Annotated in this window: 21 protein-coding genes and 1 pseudogene; 15 read left to right on the top strand and 7 right to left on the bottom strand. The window is 72.9% G+C overall.

The genetic code is table 11. The annotated features are described in order from the left end of the window. Positions 1-16: 16 nt before the first annotated feature. The 6 genes from atpA to ACGFSC_RS22920 all read left to right on the top strand — a co-directional run bounded on the left by atpA (position 17) and on the right by ACGFSC_RS22920 (position 5,913). Positions 17-1,591 (top strand): F0F1 ATP synthase subunit alpha, encoded by a 1,575-nt coding sequence (gene atpA, locus ACGFSC_RS22895; RefSeq protein ID WP_359899956.1) that lies wholly within the window; start codon positions 17-19, stop codon positions 1,589-1,591. Between the two features lie 32 nt (positions 1,592-1,623). Then, positions 1,624-2,538, top strand: coding sequence for a F0F1 ATP synthase subunit gamma (locus ACGFSC_RS22900; RefSeq protein ID WP_359899954.1), 915 nt, complete (start codon positions 1,624-1,626; stop codon positions 2,536-2,538). A gap of 2 nt (positions 2,539-2,540) precedes the next feature. Then, positions 2,541-3,986 (top strand): F0F1 ATP synthase subunit beta, encoded by a 1,446-nt coding sequence (gene atpD, locus ACGFSC_RS22905; RefSeq protein ID WP_359899952.1) that lies wholly within the window; start codon positions 2,541-2,543, stop codon positions 3,984-3,986. Positions 3,987-4,172: 186 nt separating this feature from the next. Next, a complete protein-coding gene (locus ACGFSC_RS22910) occupies positions 4,173-4,556 on the top strand; it encodes a F0F1 ATP synthase subunit epsilon (RefSeq protein ID WP_280676020.1) in 384 nt (127 codons plus the stop codon). Between the two features lie 148 nt (positions 4,557-4,704). Further along, a complete protein-coding gene (locus ACGFSC_RS22915; protein WP_359899950.1) occupies positions 4,705-5,205 on the top strand; it encodes a DUF2550 domain-containing protein in 501 nt (166 codons plus the stop codon). Positions 5,206-5,340: 135 nt separating this feature from the next. Further along, a complete protein-coding gene (locus ACGFSC_RS22920; RefSeq protein WP_359899948.1) occupies positions 5,341-5,913 on the top strand; it encodes a cob(I)yrinic acid a,c-diamide adenosyltransferase in 573 nt (190 codons plus the stop codon). 66 nt (positions 5,914-5,979) lie between these two features. Here the strand turns inward: ACGFSC_RS22920 and ACGFSC_RS22925 are convergent, their stop codons facing one another. Then, positions 5,980-6,600, bottom strand: a complete 621-nt coding sequence (locus ACGFSC_RS22925; RefSeq protein WP_359899946.1) for a hypothetical protein — start codon at positions 6,598-6,600, stop codon at positions 5,980-5,982. A gap of 158 nt (positions 6,601-6,758) precedes the next feature. Between ACGFSC_RS22925 and ACGFSC_RS22930 the strand changes: the two genes are divergently transcribed. From ACGFSC_RS22930 to ACGFSC_RS22950, 5 genes are all read left to right on the top strand, one after another. After that, positions 6,759-7,967, top strand: a complete 1,209-nt coding sequence (locus tag ACGFSC_RS22930) for a histidine kinase (protein ID WP_359899944.1) — start codon at positions 6,759-6,761, stop codon at positions 7,965-7,967. Further along, positions 7,964-8,614: a response regulator transcription factor gene (locus ACGFSC_RS22935; protein WP_359899942.1), complete on the top strand. Its 651-nt coding sequence runs from the start codon at positions 7,964-7,966 to the stop codon at positions 8,612-8,614. Before ACGFSC_RS22930 ends, ACGFSC_RS22935 begins: the two co-directional genes overlap by 4 nt. A gap of 170 nt (positions 8,615-8,784) precedes the next feature. Next, positions 8,785-9,654, top strand: coding sequence for a 3-hydroxyacyl-CoA dehydrogenase family protein (locus ACGFSC_RS22940; RefSeq protein WP_359899940.1), 870 nt, complete (start codon positions 8,785-8,787; stop codon positions 9,652-9,654). 354 nt (positions 9,655-10,008) lie between these two features. Then, positions 10,009-10,329 carry an STAS domain-containing protein gene (locus ACGFSC_RS22945; protein ID WP_359899939.1) on the top strand — a complete coding sequence of 107 codons (321 nt, stop codon included), beginning with the start codon at positions 10,009-10,011 and terminating at the stop codon, positions 10,327-10,329. A 264-nt stretch (positions 10,330-10,593) separates the two neighbouring features. Beyond that, complete coding sequence (locus ACGFSC_RS22950; protein ID WP_359899937.1) at positions 10,594-12,870, top strand: ATP-binding protein; 2,277 nt, start codon at positions 10,594-10,596, stop codon at positions 12,868-12,870. 4 nt (positions 12,871-12,874) lie between these two features. Here the strand turns inward: ACGFSC_RS22950 and nucS are convergent, their stop codons facing one another. After that, a complete protein-coding gene (gene nucS / locus ACGFSC_RS22955) occupies positions 12,875-13,534 on the bottom strand; it encodes an endonuclease NucS (RefSeq protein ID WP_359899935.1) in 660 nt (219 codons plus the stop codon). A 481-nt stretch (positions 13,535-14,015) separates the two neighbouring features. Here nucS and ACGFSC_RS22960 point away from each other — a divergent pair, with 481 nt between their 5' ends. After that, complete coding sequence (locus ACGFSC_RS22960) at positions 14,016-14,408, top strand: SCO5389 family protein (protein WP_359828614.1); 393 nt, start codon at positions 14,016-14,018, stop codon at positions 14,406-14,408. A gap of 141 nt (positions 14,409-14,549) precedes the next feature. Here the strand turns inward: ACGFSC_RS22960 and ACGFSC_RS22965 are convergent, their stop codons facing one another. Next, entirely contained in the window at positions 14,550-15,698 is a 1,149-nt protein-coding gene (locus tag ACGFSC_RS22965) for an LLM class flavin-dependent oxidoreductase (RefSeq protein WP_359900024.1), read from the bottom strand. Positions 15,699-16,089: 391 nt separating this feature from the next. On the opposite strand from ACGFSC_RS22965, the gene ACGFSC_RS22970 reads away from it, so the two are divergent. Next, entirely contained in the window at positions 16,090-16,413 is a 324-nt protein-coding gene (locus ACGFSC_RS22970) for an ATP/GTP-binding protein (protein ID WP_359899933.1), read from the top strand. 19 nt (positions 16,414-16,432) lie between these two features. On the opposite strand, the gene ACGFSC_RS22975 is transcribed toward ACGFSC_RS22970, so the two are convergent. Continuing rightward, complete coding sequence (locus ACGFSC_RS22975; protein WP_359899931.1) at positions 16,433-17,200, bottom strand: ABC transporter permease subunit; 768 nt, start codon at positions 17,198-17,200, stop codon at positions 16,433-16,435. 1 nt (position 17,201) lies between these two features. Beyond that, positions 17,202-18,206, bottom strand: a complete 1,005-nt coding sequence (locus tag ACGFSC_RS22980) for an ATP-binding cassette domain-containing protein (protein WP_359899929.1) — start codon at positions 18,204-18,206, stop codon at positions 17,202-17,204. Between the two features lie 93 nt (positions 18,207-18,299). Here ACGFSC_RS22980 and ACGFSC_RS22985 point away from each other — a divergent pair, with 93 nt between their 5' ends. Then, complete coding sequence (locus ACGFSC_RS22985) at positions 18,300-19,097, top strand: alpha/beta hydrolase (protein WP_359899927.1); 798 nt, start codon at positions 18,300-18,302, stop codon at positions 19,095-19,097. Then, positions 19,094-19,414, top strand: a complete 321-nt coding sequence (locus tag ACGFSC_RS22990) for a hypothetical protein (RefSeq protein WP_224283203.1) — start codon at positions 19,094-19,096, stop codon at positions 19,412-19,414. The genes ACGFSC_RS22985 and ACGFSC_RS22990 overlap by 4 nt, the downstream gene beginning before the upstream one ends. A 110-nt stretch (positions 19,415-19,524) precedes the next feature. Here ACGFSC_RS22990 and ACGFSC_RS22995 read toward each other — a convergent pair whose 3' ends face one another. Then, positions 19,525-20,454 (bottom strand): cellulose-binding protein, encoded by a 930-nt coding sequence (locus tag ACGFSC_RS22995; RefSeq protein ID WP_359899925.1) that lies wholly within the window; start codon positions 20,452-20,454, stop codon positions 19,525-19,527. 117 nt (positions 20,455-20,571) lie between these two features. Then, a pseudogene (locus ACGFSC_RS23000) lies at positions 20,572-23,311 on the bottom strand (hypothetical protein); the annotation flags it as partial.

Here is a 23,311-nt window from a genome sequence, read left to right on the forward strand (position 1 = left end):
AGAGCAGGGAAGCCTGATGGCGGAGCTTACGATCCGTCCGGAGGAGATCCGGGACGCGCTGGCCGACTTTGTCCAGTCGTACCAGCCGGACGCCGCTTCTGTGGAAGAGGTCGGCACGGTCACTGACGCGGCGGACGGCATCGCGCATGTCGAGGGCCTGCCCTCGGTCATGGCGAACGAGCTGCTGAAGTTCGAGGACGGCACGCTCGGCCTCGCGCTGAACCTCGACACCCGCGAGATCGGTGTCGTCGTCCTCGGTGAGTTCGGCGGCATCGAAGAGGGCCAGACCGTGCGCCGCACCGGCGAGGTCCTCTCGGTTCCGGTCGGCGACGGCTACCTCGGCCGCGTCGTGGACCCGCTGGGCAACCCGATCGACGGCCTGGGCGACATCGCCGCCACCGGTCGCCGCGCCCTTGAGCTGCAGGCCCCCGGCGTCATGGCCCGCAAGTCGGTCAAGCAGCCGCTGCAGACCGGCATCAAGGCCATCGACGCGATGACCCCGATCGGCCGCGGCCAGCGCCAGCTGATCATCGGTGACCGCCAGACCGGCAAGACCGCGGTGGCCGTCGACACGATCATCAACCAGCGCGACAACTGGCGCTCGGGCGACCCGGAGAAGCAGGTCCGCTGCATCTACGTCGCCGTGGGCCAGAAGGGCTCCACCATCGCGTCCGTCCGCGGCGCCCTGGAGGAGGCCGGCGCGCTGGAGTACACCACCATCGTGGCCGCTCCCGCCTCCGACCCGGCCGGCTTCAAGTACCTCGCCCCGTACACCGGTTCGGCCATCGGCCAGGAGTGGATGTACGACGGCAAGCACGTCCTGATCATCTTCGACGACCTGTCGAAGCAGGCCGAGGCCTACCGTTCCGTCTCCCTGCTGCTGCGCCGCCCGCCGGGCCGCGAGGCCTACCCGGGCGACGTCTTCTACCTGCACTCCCGCCTGCTGGAGCGCTGCGCGAAGCTGAACGACGCCCTGGGCGGCGGCTCGATGACCGGTCTGCCGATCATCGAGACCAAGGCCAACGACGTCTCGGCGTACATCCCGACCAACGTCATCTCCATCACCGACGGCCAGTGCTTCCTGGAGTCCGACCTGTTCAACGCCGGCATCCGCCCGGCCGTGAACGTCGGTATCTCGGTCTCCCGCGTCGGTGGCTCCGCCCAGATCAAGGCCATGCGCTCGGTCGCCGGCCGCCTGCGTCTGGACCTCGCCCAGTACCGTGAGCTGGAGGCCTTCGCCGCCTTCGGTTCCGACCTGGACGCGGCCTCCAAGGCCCAGCTGGAGCGCGGTGCGCGCATGGTCGAGCTGCTGAAGCAGGGCCAGTACCAGCCGTTCCCGGTCGAGGAGCAGGTCGTCTCCATCTGGGCCGGCACCAACGGCAAGCTGGACGACGTCCCGGTCGCCGAGATCCGCCGCTTCGAGCGCGAGTTCCTGGACCACGTGCGCCTGCAGCACAAGGACCTGCTCGCCGGCATCGTCGAGACCGGTCTGCTGGCCGACGGCACCGTCGACGCGCTGACCAGCGCGATCGAGGCCTTCAAGCAGGGTTACCAGACCGCTGACGGCAAGCTGCTCTCCGAGCAGGCCTGAGTCCGGTAGCGAGGGAAAGGACGTAACGACCCATGGGAGCACAGCTTCGGGTCTACAAGCGCCGGATCCGCTCTGTCACCGCGACGAAGAAGATCACCAAGGCGATGGAGATGATCTCCGCGTCGCGCATCGTCAAGGCGCAGCGCGCGGTGGCCGCCTCCACTCCGTACGCCGATGAGCTCACCCGGGCGGTGACGGCGGTGGCCACCCGGTCCAACGCCAAGCACCCGCTCACCACCGAGAACCCGAACGCCAAGCGCGCGGCGGTCCTGCTGATCACGGCGGACCGCGGCCTGGCCGGCGGCTACTCGACCAACGCCATCAAGGCTTCGCTGGTGCTCGCCGAGCGCCTGCGGTCCGAGGGCAAGGACGTGGTGGCGTACATCATCGGCCGCAAGGGCGTCTCGTACTACACGTTCCGCGGTCTGGCGATCGAGGGCTCGTGGACGGGATTCTCGGACAAGCCGACGTACGGTGACGCGAAGACCGTGGCGGCCGACCTGATCGAGGCCTTCACGGCCGAGACCGGCGGTGTGGACGAACTCCACCTGGTCTCCACCGAGTTCGTGTCGATGCTGACGCAGAACGCGGTCGAGGCGCGGCTGCTGCCGCTGAAGCTGGACGAGGTCCAGCTCAGCGACCAGACGCCGGCCAAGTCGGAGATCTTCCCGCTGTACGACTTCGAGCCGTCGGCGGAGGGCGTCCTGGACGCCCTGCTGCCGCGGTACGTCGAGAGCCGGATCTACAACGCGCTGCTGCAGTCGGCCGCTTCCGAGCACGCCGCCCGCCGCCGCGCGATGAAGAGCGCGACGGACAACGCCGGCGAGCTCATCAAGTCGCTCACGCGGCTTGCCAACTCGGCCCGTCAGGCCGAGATCACCCAGGAAATCAGCGAGATCGTCGGCGGTGCCAACGCCCTCGCCGACGCTAGCCGCGGGAGCGAATGAGTATGACCACCACTGTTGAGCCGACCACGGCGACGGGCCGCGTCGCGCGGGTCATCGGCCCGGTCGTCGACGTGGAGTTCCCCGTCGACGCGATTCCGGACATGTACAACGCCCTGCACGTCGAGGTGGACAACCCCGACGGCACGGGCAAGAAGACCCTGACCCTCGAGGTCGCCCAGCACCTCGGCGACGGCATGGTCCGCGGCATCTCGATGCAGCCGACCGACGGCCTGGTCCGTGGTTCGCAGGTCTCCGACACCGGTGCGGCGATCTCCGTCCCGGTCGGCCAGATCACCAAGGGCAAGGTGTTCAACGCCCTCGGTGACGTGCTGAACGTCGACAAGGACGAGTTCGAGTCGCAGGTCCAGGTCCGGTGGCCGATCCACCGCAAGGCCCCGGAGTTCAAGGACCTCGAGTCCAAGACCGAGATGTTCGAGACCGGCATCAAGGTCATCGACCTGCTCACCCCGTACGTCACGGGTGGCAAGATCGGTCTGTTCGGTGGTGCCGGTGTCGGCAAGACCGTTCTGATCCAGGAGATGATCTACCGCGTCGCCGAGAACTTCGGTGGTGTGTCGGTGTTCGCCGGTGTCGGCGAGCGCACCCGTGAGGGCAACGACCTCATCGACGAGATGGTCGACTCGGGCGTTCTGGACAAGACCGCGCTGGTCTTCGGCCAGATGGACGAGCCGCCGGGCACCCGTCTGCGCGTCGCGCTGTCCGCGCTGACCATGGCGGAGTACTTCCGTGACGTCGAGAAGCAGGACGTGCTCCTCTTCATCGACAACATCTTCCGGTTCACCCAGGCCGGTTCCGAGGTGTCGACCCTGCTCGGCCGCATGCCCTCCGCGGTGGGCTACCAGCCGAACCTGGCCGACGAGATGGGCCTCCTGCAGGAGCGCATCACCTCGACCCGCGGTCACTCGATCACCTCGATGCAGGCGATCTACGTCCCCGCGGACGACCTGACCGACCCGGCGCCGGCCACCACCTTCGCCCACCTGGACGCGACGACCGTTCTGTCGCGCCCGATCTCGGAGAAGGGCATCTACCCGGCCGTCGACCCGCTGGACTCCACGTCCCGCATCCTCGACCCGCGGTACATCGCGCAGACCCACTACGACACGGCCATCCGTATCAAGGGGATCCTGCAGAAGTACAAGGACCTCCAGGACATCATCGCGATCCTCGGTATCGACGAGCTGTCCGAGGAGGACAAGGTCACGGTTCACCGTGCCCGCCGCATCGAGCGCTTCCTCTCGCAGAACACCTACGTGGCGAAGCAGTTCACCGGTGTCGAGGGTTCGACCGTGCCGCTGTCCGAGACGATCGAGGCCTTCAACTCGATCGCGGACGGCAAGTACGACTCCGTTCCGGAGCAGGCCTTCTTCATGTGCGGTGGCATCGAGGACCTCGAGAAGAACGCCGCCGAGCTGGCGAAGAAGTAATCGCGGCCGGTAGCAGCTGTGCGTGACCGTGAGGGGTGGCCCCCGAGCCTGGGGACCACCCCTCGCGGCACATCGGCTGTGATTCCGGTCAAATCCGTGCCGCCGGTTTCATGCCGGAGGCGCGGGGCCGTTATTCTTACCGAAACTCCCGAGTAATCGGGCGTTGCATGAGCCTAGGAGCCCACGTTGGCTGAGCTGCACGTCGAGCTGGTCGCAGCCGACCGCAAGGTGTGGTCCGGTGCGGCCACCATCGTCGTCGCCCGTACGGCCTCCGGTGACACCGGCATCATGCCGGGCCACACCCCGGTGCTGAGCGTGCTGGAGACCGGTCCGGTCACCATCCGCACGGTGGACGGCGGCACCGTGATCGCCGCGGTGCACGGCGGCTTCATCTCCTTCGCCGACAACAAGCTGTCTCTGCTCGCGGAGATCGCCGAGCTGGCGGACGAGATCGATGTCGCGCGTGCCGAGCGCGCACTGGAGAAGGCCAAGTCGGACCTGGACGAGCACGCCGAGCGGCGCGCCGAGGTCCGTCTGTTCGCGGCGCGCGGCCTCAAGGCCCACGTCTGAGTGCGCCGGACCCCGGCTTGGCGGGGTCGACCGACGGTCCCGGGGACGCGTGAGCGTGACCCCGGGACTGTCGTCGTAGTTGGTAGGTCAGCGCGGTCGCTTGATACGACCGCTACGGGGAACGCGGGTAGCGAGGAGGTGGGTGAGCATGGTCCTCGCGCTTGTGGTGTGTGCGGCGGTCGTGGCCCTGGGTGTGATCGGGCTGATGGCCTTCGCCGTCCGGCGCCGCCTGATCCAGCGGGTCGGCGGCACCTTCGACTGCAGTTACCGGCTCAAAATGCCGGCCGACGCCTCGACGCAGCCCGACCTCGACGAGAACGGCAAACCCACCTCAGCCCCGGTCCCCCCGACCGACGGCAAGGGGTGGGTTTTTGGTATCGGCCGGTACAGCGGTGACTCGATCGAGTGGTTCCGGGTCTTCTCGTACGCCCCGCGCCCGCGCAAGGTGCTGCCGCGCCGGGAGATCGAGGTGCTCGGCCGGCGCTACCCGGAGGGCCAGGAGGAGCTGGCGCTGCTGTCCGGCTCGGTGGTGCTGCGCTGCCTGCACAACGGTTCGCCGCTGGAGCTGGCGATGAGCGAGGACGCGCTGACCGGCTTCCTGGCCTGGCTGGAGGCCGCCCCGCCCGGCCAGAGGGTCAACGTCGCGTAGCGACGGGACTCCCGGACGGGGGTGCCCCCGACCGGAGGCCGGGGGAGGGTCGATGTCGCGCAGCGGCCCGCCGACACGCCCGGGGGCTTCCGAGGCGGGGTTAACGGCGCCTAACCCGGCGGCTACTCTGGCCGCATGGTCAATCTGACGCGCATCTACACCCGTACCGGCGATGACGGCACCACCGCGCTCGGCGACATGAGCCGGACCAGCAAGACCGATCCGAGACTGGTCGCGTACGCGGACGCCAACGAGGCCAACGCCGCGATCGGCGTGGCCCTCGCCGTCGGTGAGCTGCCGCAGGACATGACGGCGGTGCTCGTCCGGGTCCAGAACGACCTGTTCGACGTCGGCGCCGACCTGTCCACCCCGGTGGTGGAGGACCCGAAGTACCCGCCGCTGCGGGTGCTGCAGTCCTACATCGACCGGCTGGAGACGGACTGCGACGAGTACCTGGCGCGGGTGGAGAAGCTGCGCAGCTTCATCCTGCCCGGCGGTACGCCCGGGGCGGCCCACCTGCACCTGGCCTGCACGGTGGTGCGGCGGGCCGAGCGCTCGACCTGGTCGGCGATCGCGGAGCACGGCGACAGCGTCAACCCGCTGACCGCGAAGTACCTCAACCGGCTGTCCGACCTGCTGTTCATCCTGGCCCGGGTGGCCAACAAGGAGCGCGGGGACGTGCTCTGGGTCCCGGGCGAGAACCGCTAGGAACATGCCGAAGCCCCGTCCTCCGACTGCTCCCCCGTGGGAGTCCGAGGACGGGGCTTCGGCGGCTCAGGGCCGGTCGGCCGGGGTGCGGTCGGGGGCGCTGCCGGCGAGGGTCTTCCCGGTGACCACCCGGCCGTCCTCGACCACCACGCCGGCCGGCGGCTGCTTGGGCCAGAGCGAGTAGCAGCCGGCCACGATCACGTTGACCACGGCGGCGATGCCCAGCTTGAGGTACCACTGGAGGAAGGTGCCGAAGTGGGCGGAGCCCGCGGAGAGCGGGACGAGCAGGGTGATCAGGCTCAGCGTGACCGCGGCGGACACGACGGTCCGGCCGGCGATCTGCCACTCGTACCTGGTCCGCTCCGGCCCGTACTTGGGCGAGGGCAGCGGCTTGGGGCCGCCGGCGAAGCGGTGCAGGAAGTGCCGGTCGGCCCAGCGGACCAGCGAGGGGCCGTAGCCGATCGAGAAGCCCGCGTAGCTCGCGGCCAGGGCGTGCGTCCAGCTCGCGGTGGCGCCGCCGCGCAGGTCGAGGACGGTGAGGGCGTACAGGGTGAGGTCCACCACCGGCAGGCCGACCAGCAGCGCGGTGCTGGTGCGGCGCCACCGGAGGAGGTAGCGGGCGGTCAGCCCGAGGCTGAGCAGGATCCAGAAGGAGATCTCGGCCGCGACGATGAGGGTGACGATCACGTTCTGCTCCCGGGCGTTTCGGTGGTGCTTCCAGCCTCGTGCGGGGGGCGTGCCGCTGTCGTCGTCGCGCGGTGCCGGTCCGGCCTGCACCTTTCGATGTAGCGGGCTCCTTCGTGGACCGGAGCCGGGCCGGCCGCCGGGGATGATGTGATGGGGACGTGCCCCTCCCGTTCCCCGCGCTCCCCCCGCGCCGACAGGACCAGCTGATCGCCCTCGCCGGGCTGCTCGGCGGTGCGGTGCTGATCGCCTTCGGGGTGTACGACCGGGCCGACCGGGTGCCGCCGTGGGCGGTGGTGCCGACGCTGCTGGTGATGGCCGGGCTGGAGCTGGTCCGGCGGACCAGGCCGGTGCTCGCGGTGTCGCTCGGCGGGCTGGCCTTCGCGGCGAGCGTGTTCGCCGGCAACCTGGTGGCCACGCTGATCATGTACACCGACCTGCTGTACGCGGCGGTGATCTACGGCACCCCGCGGATGTCCCGGGTGCTGCACCTGTCCGGCGGGGCCACGGTGCTGGCGCTGTCCACCCTGGCGGCGGTCTACGGCGGCACCTCGCTCGCGCTGCTGATCGTCGTGGTCAGCACACTGGTCTTCCTGGGCCCGGTGTGGAGCGGCGACGTGGTGCGCAAGCACCGGCAGGAGGCGGAGGCCGAGCGGCTGCGCGCGGAACAGACCGCGCTGCTCTCGGAGATGGACCGGCGGGAGGCGATCGGCGCCGAACGAGCCCGGATGGCAAGGGAGTTGCACGACGTGGTGGCCAACCACCTGTCGGCGATCGCGATCCACGCCACCGGTGCGCAGTCGGTGGCCCGGCGCCGGAACCTGCCCCAGGACGATCCCCTGGTGGAGGTGCTGGCGGTGATCCGGGAGAACAGCGTCCAGGGATTGGCCGAAATGCGTCGCATGATCGGACTGCTCCGGGACAGCGGCGGGGGAGAGGTGGACGAGTCGTACGCGGCCCCCGACCTGGCCGCGGTGGACGCCCTGCTGGCCAAGGCCCGGGCGGCCGGCCGGGACGTCGGGCTGGACTTCGCGCTGGACGAGCGCGGCGAGCGCGGGGAGGTGCCGGTGCCGGTCGGGCTGGCCGCGTACCGGATCGTCCAGGAGTCGCTGACCAACGCCCTCAAGCACGCCGGGCCCGGACTGGTCAGCCTGCGGCTGGAGTTCGCGCCGGAGGAACTGCGGATCTCGGTCGACAGCCCGTACCGGGGCGGTCCGGGCCGTGAACTGCCCGGTGCCCGGGCCGGGTTGGTGGGCATGGCGGAACGGGCCGGGCTGCTCGGCGGCAGCTTCGAGGCCGGGCCGAAGGGCGGGTACTGGAGCGTGCGCGCGGTGCTGCCGCGCGCCCGGGGGAACGAGGGGCGGGCATGACGATCCGGGTGCTGGTGGCGGAGGACCAGGCGGCGGTACGCGCGGCGCTGGTGATGATCCTGCGCGCCGAGCCGGAGTTCGAGGTGGTCGGGCAGGCCGCGGACGGCGAGGAGGCCGTCCGGCTGGCCCTGGAGCTGCGGCCGGACGTGGTGCTGATGGACGTGCAGATGCCCCGGCTGGACGGCGTCTCGGCGACCCGCGAGGTGGTCGCCGCCGGGGCCGGCCAGGTGCTCGTGCTGACCACCTTCGACCTGGACGAGTACGTCTACGGCGCACTGCGGGCCGGCGCGTCCGGGTTCCTGCTCAAGGACCTGGAGGCGGACACCCTGATCGAGGGCATCCGCACGGTGGCGCGCGGGGACGGGATGCTGGCGCCCTCGGTGACCAAACGGCTGATCGGGGCCTTCGCCCGCCCCGAGCGGCCGGTCGGACCGGAGGCCCGGGCCGCGGTGGGGACGCTGACCGGCCGCGAGCGGGAGGTGCTGGCCTGCATCGGGGCCGGGATGTCCAACGGGGAGATCGCGGCCCGGCTGGAGATGGCGGAGGCGACCACCAAGACGCACGTCAGCCGGATCCTGGCGAAGCTGCGGCTGCGCAGCCGGGTGCAGGCGGCGATCCTGGCGCAGGACCTCGGACTGACCGTCTGATCACCTGTTTCACGTCGGTTGCAGATCACACTCCCGATTGCTATTGCGCGGGGGATTTGGGCATTAGAGTCCCGGAAAAACGAGCGATGCGGCTCTCTGGCGGCGACCCCTGCCCTGAGCCGCCTTCAGGGCCCGCCCGCGGGGCGGCGACGGCATCGGGAGACCCAGCCATGAGCAATGCGTCCAGCAAGCAGATCGCCGTGATCGGTGCCGGCCTGATGGGCGCCGGCATCGCCCAGGTGTCCGCGCAGGCCGGTCACCCGGTGGTGCTGCGGGACGTCACCGAGGAGGCGCTCCAGCGGGGCCTGGCCGGCATCCGCGCCTCCTACGAGAAGTTCGTCGCCAAGGGCAGGCTGAGCGCCGAGGACGCCGAGGCCGCGCTGGGCCGGATCACCACCACCACCGACCTGGGCGCCGTCGCCGAGGCCGACATCGTGGTCGAGGCCGTGTTCGAGCAGCTGGAGGTCAAGGAGGCCGTCTTCCGCGAGCTCGACAAGCTCGCCAAGGACGGCGCCGTCCTGGCCTCCAACACCTCCGCCATCCCGATCACCCGGATCGCCGCCGCCACCGGGCGCCCGGAGTCGGTCGTCGGCGTCCACTTCTTCTCGCCCGTCCCGATGATGAAGCTGGTCGAGCTGGTCCGCGGCTACAAGACCAGCGACGAGACGCTGGCCACCGCCCGCGCCTACGCCGAGGGCGTCGGCAAGGAGGTCGTGGTGGTCAACCGCGACGTGGCCGGCTTCGTGACCACCCGCCTGATCACCGCGCTGGTCGTCGAGGCCGCCAGCCTGTACGAGTCGGGCGTGGCCACCGCCGAGGACATCGACACCGCCTGCCGGCTCGGTTTCGGCCACGCGATGGGCCCGCTCCAGACCGCCGACCTGACCGGCGTGGACATCCTGCTGCACGCCGCCCGCAACATCTACACCGAGACCCAGGACGAGAAGTTCGCCGCGCCGGAGATCATGGCGCGCATGGTCACCGCCGGTGACCTGGGCCGCAAGAGCGGCCGCGGCTTCTACCCGTACGAGGGCAAGTGAGCCGGCGGGGCTGAACGACCGGCCGGGCCGTGCGATCGGAGCATCGTACGGCCCGCCCCGCAGGGCCGGGTGAGTTTCCTCACGCCGGGTGCCGCAGACGGGTGATTTGGGCGGTAATCGAGCGTAGGTGTGGGGCCGACCTGCGTATATTCCCTCGGACGGGTGAAGTTGCTTCAGATCTGGCCAAAACCAGCAACCTGCGGAGCCGGTTCACCGTCAGATGAGGGAACCCGGCATTCCGCCCGGGTCCGGGTGTGGGGCTTCGGCCCGCCCGTATGCACCCCCCGCTCCCGCTCCCGGCACGGCCGGGGCGGACCCGCCCCGCACCAGGCCGTCCAGGCGAAGGAGGAGAGCATGCGCATCACCGGCGACCACACGGCGCTGGCCATCGAAGGCCGCCTCGACGTGCGCACCGCCGCCGACGCGCGGGCCCGGCTGCACCAGGCCGTGGACGGCGGCCTCGGCGACCTCGTACTCGACCTCGGCCGGCTGGAGTTCTGGGACGCCACCGGGCTCGGCGTGATCATGGGCACCCACCGGCGGGCCGGCCGGATCGGCCGCCGGCTGGTGCTGCGCTCCGTCCCGGCCCAGCTGCAGCGGCTGCTGGTGGCCACCAAGCTGCACCGCATCCTGGCCGTCGACGGCGCCGCCGAGGCGCACGGGTTCGCTCTCTAGCTCCCGCGGCCCCACGGCCCCCACCGCGCCGCGCGCCGGGACCGTGCGCCTGCGCACCCCCGGTCCGTCCGCGCAACGCCCCTGGTCAGCGCCGCGGACCGGCCGTCGGCCACGGACCGCTCTGCACGGCCGGGGCCGGATGTGCAAGAGTCTGCCCGTCAGAAGACGGCCGCCGGGGCTGCCTCCAGCCCGGCCGCGGCCGCCACCGGGACGTCAGCCGGGCGGCGCGGGGCGCCGACGGCCGAGCACGATGCGGAGCAGAACGTGGCACAGCCATCCGGGGAGTTCCGGCAGGAGGCCGTTCGCACCCGCGGCGGCGAACTGGTCTCCGGCGCCCTGCTGGTGGGCGTCGGCGCCCCGGACGGCTCCGAGGCCAGGACCTGTCCCGAGGAGTGGCGGCCCCGTCCGCGCCGGACCGGACGCAGCGAGCCCGCCCGCGGTCCGGTCGGCGGCGTCGGCCGCGCGGTCGGCCCGCTCGCGCTCGGCGCCGGGCCCGCCGATCTGCCGATGCTCGACCGCGAGACCGACACCGCCGAACTGCTCGCCCTGCTCGCCGAGGGCCGCTCGATACGCCTGGTCGGCCAGGCCGGCTCGGGCCGCAGCGCGCTGCTGTCGGCCGTCGCCGAGGCCGCCGCCGACCTCGCCCCCGACGGCGTGGTGCAGCTCTGCGGCCACCGCCGGACCGGCGCCGACCTGCTCCAGGACCTCTTCGCGGCCACCCACCACGCCCCCGGATACCGCCCCGACCCCGGGCAGTTGGCCTTCCACCTCGCCGAGGTCGGCGCGATCGTGGTGATCGACGCCGCCGAGCCCTCCGGTGCCGAGCTGGAGGAACTGCTCGCCGCCGCCCCCGGCTGCGCCTTCCTGATCTCCGCCGCCCCGGACGGCCCGCCGCTGCCCCCCGGCTCCCGGCTCCAGGACCACCTGGTGGCCGGACTCTCCCGCTCCGCCTGCCTGGCCCTCACCGCCCGGCTGGCCGGACGGCCGCTGGACGTCACCGAGAAGGCCTGGGCGGTGGACCTCTGGTTCGAGTCCGAGGGCCTGCCGCTGCGCTTCGTCCAGGCCGCCGCGCTGCTGCGCCAGCGGGACGTCTCGGTGGACGCGCTGGTGGCCGCCGAGGACGACCGGATGGACGTCTTCGGGGCCGTCGACGAGCCCGTCCAGGACGAGGACCCGGCGATCCGGGAGAACGCGCTGCGGCTCACCGTCCCGCTGCCCTCGGTGGCGGAGACCGCCTCGCCCGCGGTCCGGCTCGCCGAGGGGCTGAGCGAGCCCGCGCAGGCCGTGCTGCGGCTCGCCGTCGCGCTCGGCGGCGAATGCCCCACCGCGCCGCACCTGCCGGCGCTGATCGACGTCGGGCAGGGCGAGGCCGCCCTCGCCGAACTCGCCGACGCCGGACTGGCGGTGTCCATCGGCGGGCACCACCGGCTGACCGCCGGCGCGCTCGACCTGCTCCTCCCGCACTGGCCCGCCCGGGGCTCCGTCGACGGGGCCGCCCAGCACTTCGCCTGGTGGGTGGGGCACAGCTCGGTGACGCTGGAACAGGTCGCCGCCGAGGCCGAGGTGATGGTCGGCGTGCTGCTCGCCGACCGCACCGCCGGACGGCACGACGCGGTGGTCCGGCTCGCCCGGGCGGCGGCGCCCGCGCTGGCGCTGTCGCTGCGCTGGGGCGCCTGGGAGCGGGTGCTCCAGCTCGGTCTGGAGGCGGCCCGCCGCACCGGTTCGGCGGTCGACCAGGCCTGGTTCCACCACGAGGCGGGCGTGCACGCGATCTGCGTCCGGCAGCCCTCCCGGGCCGTCGCCGAACTGGAGACCGCGCTCACCCTGCGGGCCACCGCGGGCGAGCAGCGCGGGGTGGCCGCCGCACGCCGGATGCTCGACCTGCTGCGCGCCGAGGGCCGGCAGCTGCCGGCCGCCGCGCCCGTCGCGGCGCCCGGCCGCGCCCCGGTGATCCGCAAGATCGCGGCCCGGGTGCCGGCCCGCCTGAAGTCCAGCAGGCGCCGGCGGGTGGCGGTGGTCTCCACCGCGGTGCTGACCCTGGGGGTCCTCGGCGCGGCGGTGGCGATGAGCTTCAGCGGGCCGGAGGAGGTCAGGGGGAAGGACCCGCACAACAACGGTCGGCTGGACGGCGGCGGCACCCAGGACCCGCCGTTCCCGCAGCAGTCCGGCAGTGCCGGGCCGACGACGGCCGGTGCCGGACCGGGCGGTGCGCCGACGCAGGGGAGCAGCCCGGCGCCGTCCGCGAGCGCCAGTGCCTCGCACTCGCCGAGCGCCTCGCCGACGAGGAGGCCGAGCTCCTCGCCGGGGGCGGGCGGGTCGCAGGCCCCGCAGCAGCCGCCCGTACCGGGCCAGCAGCCGCCGGGGCCGAACCCCGGCGGTCCGGGCGCGGGCGGCACCGGCGGAGGCGGCACTCAGCCCGGCGGCGGCACCGGCACCTCGCCGTCGCCGGAGCCGTCCACCACGACCGCCAAACCGAGCTCGTCGCCGAGCGGCTCGGCCGGTCCGACCGGCACGTCCAGCCCGTCGTCCAGTCCGTCCTGAGCGGTCAGAACAGCTTGAGCTTGTCGTCGTCGATGCCGCGCAGCTCGTCGTAGTCCAGCACCACGCAGCCGATACCGCGGTCGGTGGCCAGGACGCGGGCCTGCGGCTTGATCTCCTGCGCGGCGAAGATGCCCTTGACCGGGGCCAGCAGCGGGTCCCGGTTGAGGAGTTCGAGGTAGCGGGTGAGCTGTTCGACGCCGTCGATCTCACCGCGGCGCTTGATCTCGACGGCCACCGTGGCGCCGTCGGCGTCGCGGCAGAGGATGTCGACCGGGCCGATCGCGGTGGGGTACTCGCGGCGGATCAGCGACCAGCCGGCACCGAGCACCTCCATCCGGTCCGCGAGCAGCTCCTGGAGGTGTGCCTCCACGCCGTCCTTGATCAGGCCGGGGTCGACCCCGAGCTCGTGGGACGAGTCGTGCAGCACCTCCTCCAGCGTGATGATGAGCTTCTCGCCGGCCTTGTTCTCCACCGTCCAGACCCCGTCGGCCTCCTTGAGGGCGCACGGCGGGGACATCCAGTTGAGCGGCTTGTAGGCGCGGTCGTCGGCGTGGATGCTGACGCTGCCGTCGGCCTTGACCAGGATCAGCCTGGTGGCGGAGGGCAGATGGGCGGAGAGCCGACCGGCATAGTCGACTGAGCAGCGGGCAATTACGAGACGCACGGTCGACCACGCTAGCCCACCGGGGCCAGTTGATGCGATTCCGCGACGGCTGGGTGAAGAAAGCGCGAACCCGGCCAACATGGAGGTCCTGCGCTCCCGCCACCGCCCCGTCGAGGTCTGGCGCCCCCACCCTCAAGTCGCTACGGTGTGTGACGGCACGCTCGCGGGATCGCTGTCAACGGGGATGGAGACTTCAGATGAACGATCCGACGGGATCCGGCCAATCCGGTGCACCGCAACATATTTCCGAAGCAATCCGCAGGAATGACCGGCCTGCCGCGCCGTTGACTGCCACGCTGTTCTGAGCGCGTTCGGTATCCAGGGCGTCACGTCCCGTGGTGCCGCCGCTGTCGCGAAGGTGCCGGAAACCCCTGTCCCTCGGTGTTCCGGACACCCCATGCGAATCCGCCACCCTCACTGTGAGCTTGACCTACGCACGACCACCCGGGCGCCGCGCGGGTGGACCGCGAGAGGAGAATCCATGTCGCTCGACGTCTCACCGGCCCTGCTGGAGAAGGCCGAGCGGGGCGAGGTCGACGAGCGGGAATTCGTCGACTGCGTCCGCGTCTCTTTGCCCTACGCCTGGGACCTGATCAGCTCGCTGGTCGCCCAGGCGAAGGTCGACGGCACCGACTTCGCCGACAACCAGGTGCCGCCGCCCAGCGAGCAGGCCCGCGGCCAGCTGCTGCGCGCGCTCGCCAGCGACGCCATCCGGGGCGCTCTCCAGCGCCACTTCGGGGTTCGGCTGGCCTTCCAGAACTGTCACCGGGTCGCGGTGTTCCTGCCGTCGGACGCCAACGAGGCGCGGTACGACCGCTTCACCTCGGTCCGGGAGCAGCTGCTCAACCAGTCCGAGGAACTGCGGGACTGCTGACCCCGCCGCAACCCGCTGCGGCGCCGGCCGCCCCCGTCCCCCGGTGCGGGGGGAGGGGCGGCGGCCCGGGCACGTCCCCCCGCCCGGCACGTCCCCCGTCCGGTACGTCCCCCCGCCGGGCCTGTCCTCCGCCGGGCACGTCTAGCCCAGCTGCGGCAGCACCTCCGAGCCGAGCCGGGCGATGTTGTGCAGGGTCGCCTCCTGGTCGCCGCTGCCCTCGGCGAGCAGGGCGAAGCGCCGGATGCCGGTGCGTTCGGCGGTGGCCAGCAGCCGGTCGGCGCACTGCCGCGGGGTGCCCACCGCGTGCAGGTCGCAGAGCAGCTCGGTGTACTGGCGCGGATCGCGCATCTTGCGCTCGCGGCCGTCCACGGTGCGGTGGGCGCCGAGCCCGTACTCGAACCAGCCGGGCATCGCGTTCAGCAGCGTGGACCGGGCCGCCGCGGCGCGGTCGTCGACCTGGGCCACCCCGGCCGCGACGTGCTGCCGGCCGATCCGGCGCAGCTGCTCCTCGCCGCGCCCGGCGGCCAGCCAGGCGGTCCGGTACAGCTCCAGCATCCGCAGCTTGTCGTCGTCCCCGGAGTGCATGCCGAGCAGCATCGGCAGGCCGCGCTCGGCGGCCAGCCGCACCCCGCCCGGCGAGGTGCAGGCGACCACCACGGGCGGCCCGGCCACCGGCCGTCCGGAGGCGGTGAGCTCCTCGCCGAGGCCCTCGTCGTCCCGGCGCTGGCGCGGGAAGCGCACCGGGCCGGTCCGCCCGCCGAGGCCCAGCCAGCTGCTCAGGCCCGGCCGCCGCACCGGTTCGGTGGCCCGCGGCACCACGGCGACCTCGGGGAAGGCGAACTGCGGGCCGTCCGCGCCCACCCGGGAGCCGCGCAGCCAGCGCAGCAGCAGGTCCAGCCGCTCCGGGAAGCCCTTCTCGAAGGCGTCCACGCCGCCGCCGAACACGTCCAGGTCGATCCACGGCCCGCCGCGGCCCACCCCGAGCGTGAACCGTCCGCCGGAGGTGAGGTGCAGCAGCGCGGCCTGCTCGCCGAGCCCCACCGGGTGGCGGGTGGAGAGCACGCTGACCGCCGTGCCGACGCCGATCCGGCGGGTGCGGCCGAGCAGCATCGCGGCGAGCGTGGCGGCGTCCGGGCAGACCCCGTACGGCACGAAGTGGTGCTCGGCCAGCCAGACGCTGTCCAGCCCGGCGCGTTCGGCCTCGACGGCGGATTCGACGGTGCGTTCCAGCGCCTCGCCGTGGCTCTGCCCGGGGAACTGCGCGGACAGCAGGAACAGGCCGACCCGCACCGGACCGGTGGACGGCGGCAGCGCGCCCGCCCGCTGGGGCGCCGGCAGCGGCCGGCCCACGACGGCCGTGACCGGGGGGACGGACGTCAGCGTCGGACCGGGGGCGACCGGCCGGACCCCGAGGGGCCGGCCGCTCTCGGCGCGGGCGCTGGTCTTGCTCATCGTTGGGCCTCCTCGGGTGCGCGCAGGGTCTGCGGGCCCCGCCTTCTCCCCCTGTGGGTATCCGATGTCATGTGCCAATGGCACGCGGAACTCCCGATTTCCCCGATGATCGGGTGGATCTCGGCAAAAACACCGAAGTGCCGGACGGAGCCGTGGTAGTGGCCGTGCGGGGGGCCCGCCCGGCCGTAGGCTGGAACGATCCAGAGCCCAGGAGGAGAGGGAGTCCGCCGTGTCGCCGCGCCGCAACCGGATCAAGAGCGCCGCCCCGCACGAGAGCGCAGAGCCGACCGCCCCGGTCGGCGGTTCGCTGCGCCGCACCGAGAGCTACCAGGGCGAGGACTGGGTGGTTCAGACGGTCGCCGGGACGGCGGGTCGGTTCTACCGCTGCCCGGGCTGCGACCAGGAGATCCCGCCGGGGGTGGGCCACGTGGTGGCCTGGCCGCAGTACGGCGCGGGAGTGGACGACCGGCGGCACTGGCACCGCGCCTGCTGGGGAGCGCGGGAGCGCCGGGCCTCCAACGTCCTGCGAGGCCGCGGCGCTCCGCGGTACTGACGGGTCCGGCCGGGTCCCGCTAGGCGTCGCGCTTCTTGAGCACCAGCGCACCGCCGACCAGCGCCGCGGCCGTCCAGGCGAGGCAGATCAGGAAGCCGGTCCACGGCCCGTACGGCTGGCCGTGCTGCTCGTACACCAGCAGCATCCGCGAGCCCGCGTAGTCGGGGAAGTAGTGGGCCAGGGTCTTGACCTTCGGCACCGCCGAGAGGATCGGCGAGAGCAGGAAGAAGAACGGCACCAGCACGCCGAGCGCGAGCGTCTGGTTGTGCAGCATCGTGGTGACGCCGGCCGAGAACAGGCAGAGCATCGTCAGGTACAGCGCGGCCCCGAACACCGCCCGCAGCACGTTGGGCTCGCCGATCGTGGTGGAGTGCGTGCCGAGCAGCGACTGGCCGACGAAGAAGGTGACGAAGGCCGTCACCAGCGAGACCGCGAGGGCGAGGGCGCCGAGCACCGCCGCCTTGCCGGTGAGCAGGGTGGCGCGCTGCGGGACGGCGGCCAGGGTGACCCGGATCATGCCGCTGCTGTACTCGTTGCCGATCGCCAGCACGCCGAAGACGATGATCGCCAGCTCGCCGAGCATGATGCCGGAGAAGGACGTCCCGGTGGCGTCGAACGGGGACAGGTCGTCGCGGCGGAACTCGGTGAAGTTGTTGTTGGTGAGCAGGGACAGCAGCGCGCCGATGCCGACCGTGACGACGAAGGTCAGCGCGAGCGTCCAGACCGTCGAGCGGACGCTGCGGATCTTCGTCCACTCGGAGCGCAGGATCGCCGGGAAGGACGCCATCTCAGTTCTCCTCCTGCCGTGCGGTGGTGGTCGGCCGGGCGCCGTCCGCCTTCCAGCCGGCGCCCCACTCGGTGGGCGCGCCGGCCGCGTCCCGGCCCGGTCCGTCGCCCGCGTGGTACTCCACCGAGTCGGCCGTCATCTGCATGAAGGCCTCCTCCAGCGAGGCCTGCTGCGGGCTGAGCTCGTGCAGCACCACGCCGTGCCCGGCGAACAGCTCGCCGAGCCGCGCGATGTCCCCGTTGACCACTTCGTGGGAGCCGTCCGGGCCCGGCTCGGGCCGCAGGCCGGCCTCGGCCAGCACGTCGAGCAGCCGCTCGGGCTCCGGGGTGCGCAGCCGTACGGCGGAGCGGGAGTTGCGCCGGATGAACTCCGGCATCGGCAGGTCGGCGAGCAGCCGGCCGCGGCCGATGACCACCAGGTGGTCGGCGGTGACGGCCATCTCGCTCATCAGGTGGGAGGAGACGAAGACCGTCCGGCCCTCGGTGGCGAGGCGTTTCATCAGGTTGCGGATCCAGAGGATGCCCTCCGGGTCCAGGCCGTTGACCGGCTCGTCGAACATGACGATCTCCGGGTCGCCGAGCAGGGCGGAGGCGATGCCCAGGCGCTGGCCCATGCCGAGCGAGAAGCCGCGGGCCCGCTTGCGGGCGACCGGGGTGAGGCCGACCAGGGCGAGCACCTCGTCCACCCGGCGCACGGGGATGCGGTTGCTCTGGGCGAGCCAGAGCAGGTGGTCGCGGGCGGTGCGGCCGGGGTGGACGGCCTTGGCCTCCAGGAGCGCGCCGATGTACTTGAGCGGCTCGCTGAGCTGGCCGTACCGTCTGCCGTCGATGGTCACCCGGCCGGCGGTCGGGCGGTCGAGGTCGAGGATCATGCGCATGGTGGTGGACTTGCCGGCGCCGTTCGGGCCGAGGAAGCCGGTCACCACGCCCCGGGGGACCTGGAAGCTGAGCCGGTCCACCGCGAGCGTCTTGCCGTAACGTTTTGTCAGGTCGTGCAACTCGATCATTCGCGCTCCCTCACTTCCTTGCCAGGCTAGGACAAAGGGGGTATCGCGGCCCGCTGAGTGGGCCCGCCGGGCGTGCCGGAATAGGTTGGACGCATGACCCAGCTCCCCTCCGCAGTGTCGGTCCGCGAGAGCGGTACCGGAACACCACTCGTGCTGCTGCACGCCTTTCCGTTGAACGCCTCGATGTGGTCGTCCCAACTGGACACGCTGCCCGGCCTGACCGGGGACGAAGCGCGCGTGCTCGCCCCCGACCAGCGGGGGTTCGGCGGCACTGTGCTGGGCGCCGACGAGCCCTCGCTGGACCCGGTCGCGGACGACCTCGCGCTGCTGCTGGACGCGGCCGGGATCGAGCGCGCGGTGGTCGCCGGGCTCTCCATGGGCGGCTACGTGGCGCTGGCCTTCGCCCGCCGCCACCCCGACCGGCTGGCCGGCCTGCTGCTGGCCAACACCCGGGCCACCGCCGACACCGACGCGGTACGGGCCAACCGGGAGCGGATCGCCGCCGCCGTCACCGCGCGGGACAGCGTGCGGCTGCTGCTCGACGAGCAGGTTGCGGCCGGGCAGCTCGGGCCCGACTCGCAGCACCTGGTGGAGCGGGTGCAGGCGATGGTCGCCGCCGCGCCGCCGGCCGCCGTCGCCTGGGCCCAGCGGGCCATGGCGGCCCGCCCGGACGCCCTGGACGTCCTGGCCGCCCTGCGGGTGCCGGTCTCCGTCGTGGCGGGCGCCCAGGACGCCCTGGTGGCGCCCGAGGAGGCCGAGCCGATGCTGCGGGCCCGGCCGGACGCCGAGCTGACCGTCCTGCCCGGGGTGGGCCACCTGAGCGCCCTGGAGGCGCCCGAGGCCTTCGACGCCGTCGTGCGCACCCTGCTCGCCCGGGTGGCCGCCGGATGAGCCAGGAGAGCCAGGACGCGGCGGCCTGGGACTTCTCCGCCCTGGAGGTCACCGGCCGGATGCCCGTGACCAACCGGGGCGAGGGCCTGGTCGAGCTCACGCTGGAACCGCTCGGCGAGGACTACTGGATGCGCCCGGGGGAGACCTTCATCGTCACCTCGTACGGCGACTACGGGCCCGGGCACCCCTTCGAGGTGCAGTACTGGCCGGACTCGGTGTCGGTCTGGTGCACCTCCTGGTTCGGCACCGTCTCCGACGACGAGGGCAACCAGCTCAGCAGCGGCTACCAGCGGCCGGACGGCGCCTACCCGAGGTGAGGACCCGCGCCCGACCGGGCCGGAAGCGCCCGGGACGATGACGGCGCGAAAGCCGACAGGCCCTCACCCGGGCGGGTGAGGGCCTGCGGTGCCGCTGGGGCCTGCGTGCGTCAGCGCGACTGCTGGGCGGGCACGCCCAGGGTGTCGTCGGTCGGCAGCGAGGCGGCGGCCACGGCCGCGCCGGTCAGCGTCGCCAGCATCTCGCGGACGTTGGTCAGCTGGGCGTTGATGCTGTCGCGGCGGTTGGTGAGGGCCGCCAGCTCGCGCTCGGATTCGCTGCGGATGCGGTCCGCCTTGGCGTTGGCGTCGGCCACGATGTCCTCGGACTGGCGCTGGGCCGTCTCGACGGTCTGGCGGGCGCGGCGCTCGGCGTCGGTGCGCAGCTTCTCGGCCTCCAGGCGCAGCTGCTCCGCCCGGTGCTCGATCTCGGCCAGGCGCTTCTCGGCCTTGGCCTGACGGGCGGCCAGGTCCCGCTCGGACTGCTCGCGGCGCTTGGCCAGGTTGGTCTCGAACTCCAGCGCGGCCTGGGCGGCCTTGGTGCGGGTGTCCTCGAAGAGGGCGTCCGCCTCCTCGCGCTTGTTCTGGGCGTCCTTGTTGGCCTCGGCGCGCAGCTGGGCGGCGTCGCTCTTGGACTTGTCGACGATCCGCATCCCCTCGTCCTCCGCCTTGGCCTTGCGGTCCTTGGCGTAGTTCTCGGCCTCGGAGCGGACCTGCTGGGCGGCGGCCTCGGCCAGCTCGCGGTGCTGCTCGGCGGCGCGGTGCGCCTCGTCGCGCAGGTCCTTGGCCTCCTCCTCGGCGAGTCGCAGGATCTTCTCGACCCGGGCGCCGAGACCGGCGTAGGAGGGCTCCTGCTCCACGACCGCCGCCTGGGCGGACTGGGTCTCCAGGTGGAGCTCCTCGATGCGCTTCTCCAGCGCACTGATCCGGGTCAAGGCACTGTCACGGTCGGCCACCAGCTTGGTGATCCGCTCGTCGACCTGGGCGCGCTCGTACCCACGGCGCACCAGGTCGAAGCCGTGAGGGGAGTGACTGTCGCTCATGGGGTTCTGGGCTTCCTGTCGTCAAACCGCTGAGGTGGTTGAGGGAATCCTGACACGGTACCGGAGTGTCGACGGCGATATGCCGTTCTCTCACGGACAATGACCGCCAATGTCCGCTCAATCGGGTGGTGCGCTCTTGGAGCGATTGCCACCCGACCGGGGGGAGCCAACTCCGGCACCGGCCTTGGCGCCCCCGTCCTTCTTGGTGCTGCTTCCCCCGTTGGCCTGGGCGACCGGCGCCGGCGCCTCGAACGCCTCCAGGGCGGACAGCACGTCCTGGACCCTGGAGATCTCGGTGTTGATGTCCTTGCGGCGGCGCACCAGCTCGTCCAGCTCGCGCCGGCCCTCGTCGGTGACCCGCTTCGCCTCGGCCGTCGCCTCGGCGAGCAGCCGCTCGGCCTCCGCCTTCGCCAGTTCGATCTGCTCGTCCGCGGCCTCGTCGGCGTCCCGCAGCCGCTTCTCCGCCTCGGTGGAGGCCCGGTCCAGCCGCTCCTCGGCCTCGCTCTCGGACGACCGCAGCTTCGCCTCGGCCTTCTCGATGAGCGACTCGGCGCGGTCCGTGGAGTTGGCGAGCTTGGTCTCCGCCTCCTTCAGCAGGCCCTCCGCCTTGCGGACGGCCGACAGCCGGACCTTGCTGGCCTCCGCGGACGCCTCCGAGGTCAGCTCGCTCGCGCGGTCCTCGGCCGCCGCGACCAGCGCCGCCGCGCGGTCCTCGGCCTCGGCGACGGTGGCCACCGCCTGCTCCTCGGCCTCGGTCAGCTGCTCCTGGGCGGCCGTCACCAGCGCGTCCACCCGCTCGCCGGCCGACTTCATGGCCGCCGCGTTCTCCTTGCGGGCGCGCTCGTGCAGGGCCTCGACCTCGGCGTCGGTGCGCTCGCGCAGCTCCTCGGCGCGCTCGCGGATCGCCGTCGCGTCCCGGCGGGCCTCGGCGAGCAGGGCGTCCGCGTCGGAACGGCCCTTCTCGACCTCGGCCTGACCGGCCGCCTCGCCGGCGGCGACCAGCCGGCCGGCCTCCTTGCGGGCGGCGGCGACCATCGCGTCCGCCTGCTCCTCCGCGGCGGCGGTGGTCGCCAGCGCGGTGGTCTGGGCGTCCTCGCCGAGCGCCTCGGCGTCCGCGAAGGCCTTCTCCAGGACGGACTGGGCGTGCTCGCGGGTGGCCCTGTCGAACTGCTCGGCGGCCTCCCGGGTCCTGGCGTCGTAGTCGTCGGCGCGGGAGTGGGTGGCGGAGTCGTACTCGTCGGCCAGGGTGCGGGTGGCGAGGGCGTACTCCTCGGCCTCGGCCCGCAGACCGGCGGCCAGCTCCTCGGCGTCGGCGATGCCGCGGGCACCCTGGGCCTCGGCCTCGGCCACCGTCCGGGCGGCCTGCGCCCCGGCGTCGGCCCGCAGCTGCTCGGCGGCCTCCTGGGCGGCGCGCAGCTCGGCCTCGGCGTCCGCGCGCAGCTGCTCGTCGTAGGCCAGGGCCTCGGCGCGCTGCCGGCCGAGCTCGTTCTCGGTGGCCTCCCGCTCGGCGGCCAGCTCCAGCTCGGTCTGCTCGCGCAGGGCGGTGGTCTCGGCCTCCGTACGGGCCCGCAGGTCGGCGGTCTCGCGGTCGACGAGCTCGCGCTGCTCGGCGCTCTCGCGCTCCACCAGGCCGCGCAGCTCGGCGGCGTACGCGTCGGCGGACTCCCGCAGCTCGGTGGTCTCCCGCTCGGCCAGCTCCCGCTGCTCGGCGGTCTCCCGCTCGGCGAGGACGCGCAGCTCGGTGGTCTCCCGCTCGGCCAGCTCCCGCTGCTCGGCGGTCTCCCGCTCGGCGAGGACGCGCAGCTCGGTGGCGTCCTGCTCGGCGGCCTCGCGGACCTCGGCGGCCTCCTGCCCGGCGGCGGCCCTGAGCGCGGCGATCTGCTCGGCGGCTGCCTCGTGCATGCCCGCCACCGCCTGGCGGACCTCGGCGGCCTCCTCCTCGGCGACGGCCACCAGCTCGGCGCCCTCGGCCTTGGCGGCGGAGATCAGCTCGGCGCGGTCGGCCTTGGCCTGCTCCAGCTCGGCGGTGGCCTCGGCCCGGATGCCGTCGGCGGTGGCGCGGGCCTCGGACAGCTCGCGGCCGGCCTCGGCCCGGACGGTCGAGGCCTGCTCGTTGGCCAGGGCCAGCTCGGCGGCGGCCTTCTCGCGGGTGGCCTTGGCGTCCTTGGCGGCCTCGGCGCGGCGCTGCTCGGCGGTGGCCTCGGCGCGCTCCAGCGCCTCCTCGGCGGCGGTGCGCTGCTCGGCGGCGAAGGTGTCGGCCTGCTCGCGGACGTCGGCGGCGTAGGTGTCGGCGGTGGTGCGCTGCTCGTCGGCGTAGGCGTCGGCCTGCTCGCGGACCTCGGTGGAGTGCTGCTCGGCGGCCTCGCGGACCTGGGCCGCGTGCTGGTCGGCCGCCTCGCGGACCTCGGCGACGTGCTGGTCGGCCGCCTCGCGGACCTCGGCGGTCTCGGCCGCGGTGCGCTTGGTGAGGTCGGTGGCGTGCTGTTCGGCCTCGGTGCGGACGCGGTCGGCGTAGGCCTCGGCGGTCTCGCGCTGCTGGGTGGTCTCCTGCTGGGCCAGGGCCCGGAGCTCCGCGGCGGCCTGCTCGGCCTCCGTCCGGGTCTGCGCGGCGTAGGTGTCGGCGGTGGTGCGCTGCTCGTCGGCGTAGGCGTCGGCCTGCTCGCGGACCTCGGTGGAGTACTGCTCGGCGGCCTCGCGGACCTCGGCGACGTGCTGGTCGGCCGCCTCGCGGACCTCCGCGGTCTCGGCCGCGGTGCGTTCGGTGAGGTCGGTGGCGTGCTGTTCGGCCTCGGTGCGGACGCGGTCGGCGTAGGCCTCGGCGGTCTCGCGCTGCTGGGTGGTCTCCTGCTGGGCCAGG

It is taken from the genome of Kitasatospora sp. NPDC048715 (assembly GCF_043198905.1).
In the GTDB taxonomy this organism is placed as follows: Bacteria; Actinomycetota; Actinomycetes; order Streptomycetales; family Streptomycetaceae; genus Kitasatospora; species Kitasatospora lactacystinica.

Excerpts from the sequence above, each read along its gene's own strand:
- atpA (WP_359899956.1), top strand. The coding sequence starts at position 17 with ATGGCGGAGCTTACGATCCGTCCGGAGGAGATCCGGGACGCGCTGGCC.
- ACGFSC_RS22980 (WP_359899929.1), bottom strand. The coding sequence starts at position 18,206 with ATGATCGAGTTGCACGACCTGACAAAACGTTACGGCAAGACGCTCGCG.
- ACGFSC_RS22945 (WP_359899939.1), top strand. The coding sequence starts at position 10,009 with ATGCGCATCACCGGCGACCACACGGCGCTGGCCATCGAAGGCCGCCTC.
- ACGFSC_RS22985 (WP_359899927.1), top strand. The coding sequence starts at position 18,300 with ATGACCCAGCTCCCCTCCGCAGTGTCGGTCCGCGAGAGCGGTACCGGA.
- atpD (WP_359899952.1), top strand. The coding sequence starts at position 2,541 with ATGACCACCACTGTTGAGCCGACCACGGCGACGGGCCGCGTCGCGCGG.
- ACGFSC_RS22990 (WP_224283203.1), top strand. The coding sequence starts at position 19,094 with ATGAGCCAGGAGAGCCAGGACGCGGCGGCCTGGGACTTCTCCGCCCTG.
- ACGFSC_RS22935 (WP_359899942.1), top strand. The coding sequence starts at position 7,964 with ATGACGATCCGGGTGCTGGTGGCGGAGGACCAGGCGGCGGTACGCGCG.
- ACGFSC_RS22995 (WP_359899925.1), bottom strand. The coding sequence starts at position 20,454 with ATGAGCGACAGTCACTCCCCTCACGGCTTCGACCTGGTGCGCCGTGGG.
- ACGFSC_RS22900 (WP_359899954.1), top strand. The coding sequence starts at position 1,624 with ATGGGAGCACAGCTTCGGGTCTACAAGCGCCGGATCCGCTCTGTCACC.
- ACGFSC_RS22975 (WP_359899931.1), bottom strand. The coding sequence starts at position 17,200 with ATGGCGTCCTTCCCGGCGATCCTGCGCTCCGAGTGGACGAAGATCCGC.
- ACGFSC_RS22920 (WP_359899948.1), top strand. The coding sequence starts at position 5,341 with ATGGTCAATCTGACGCGCATCTACACCCGTACCGGCGATGACGGCACC.
- ACGFSC_RS22915 (WP_359899950.1), top strand. The coding sequence starts at position 4,705 with ATGGTCCTCGCGCTTGTGGTGTGTGCGGCGGTCGTGGCCCTGGGTGTG.
- ACGFSC_RS22960 (WP_359828614.1), top strand. The coding sequence starts at position 14,016 with ATGTCGCTCGACGTCTCACCGGCCCTGCTGGAGAAGGCCGAGCGGGGC.
- ACGFSC_RS22940 (WP_359899940.1), top strand. The coding sequence starts at position 8,785 with ATGAGCAATGCGTCCAGCAAGCAGATCGCCGTGATCGGTGCCGGCCTG.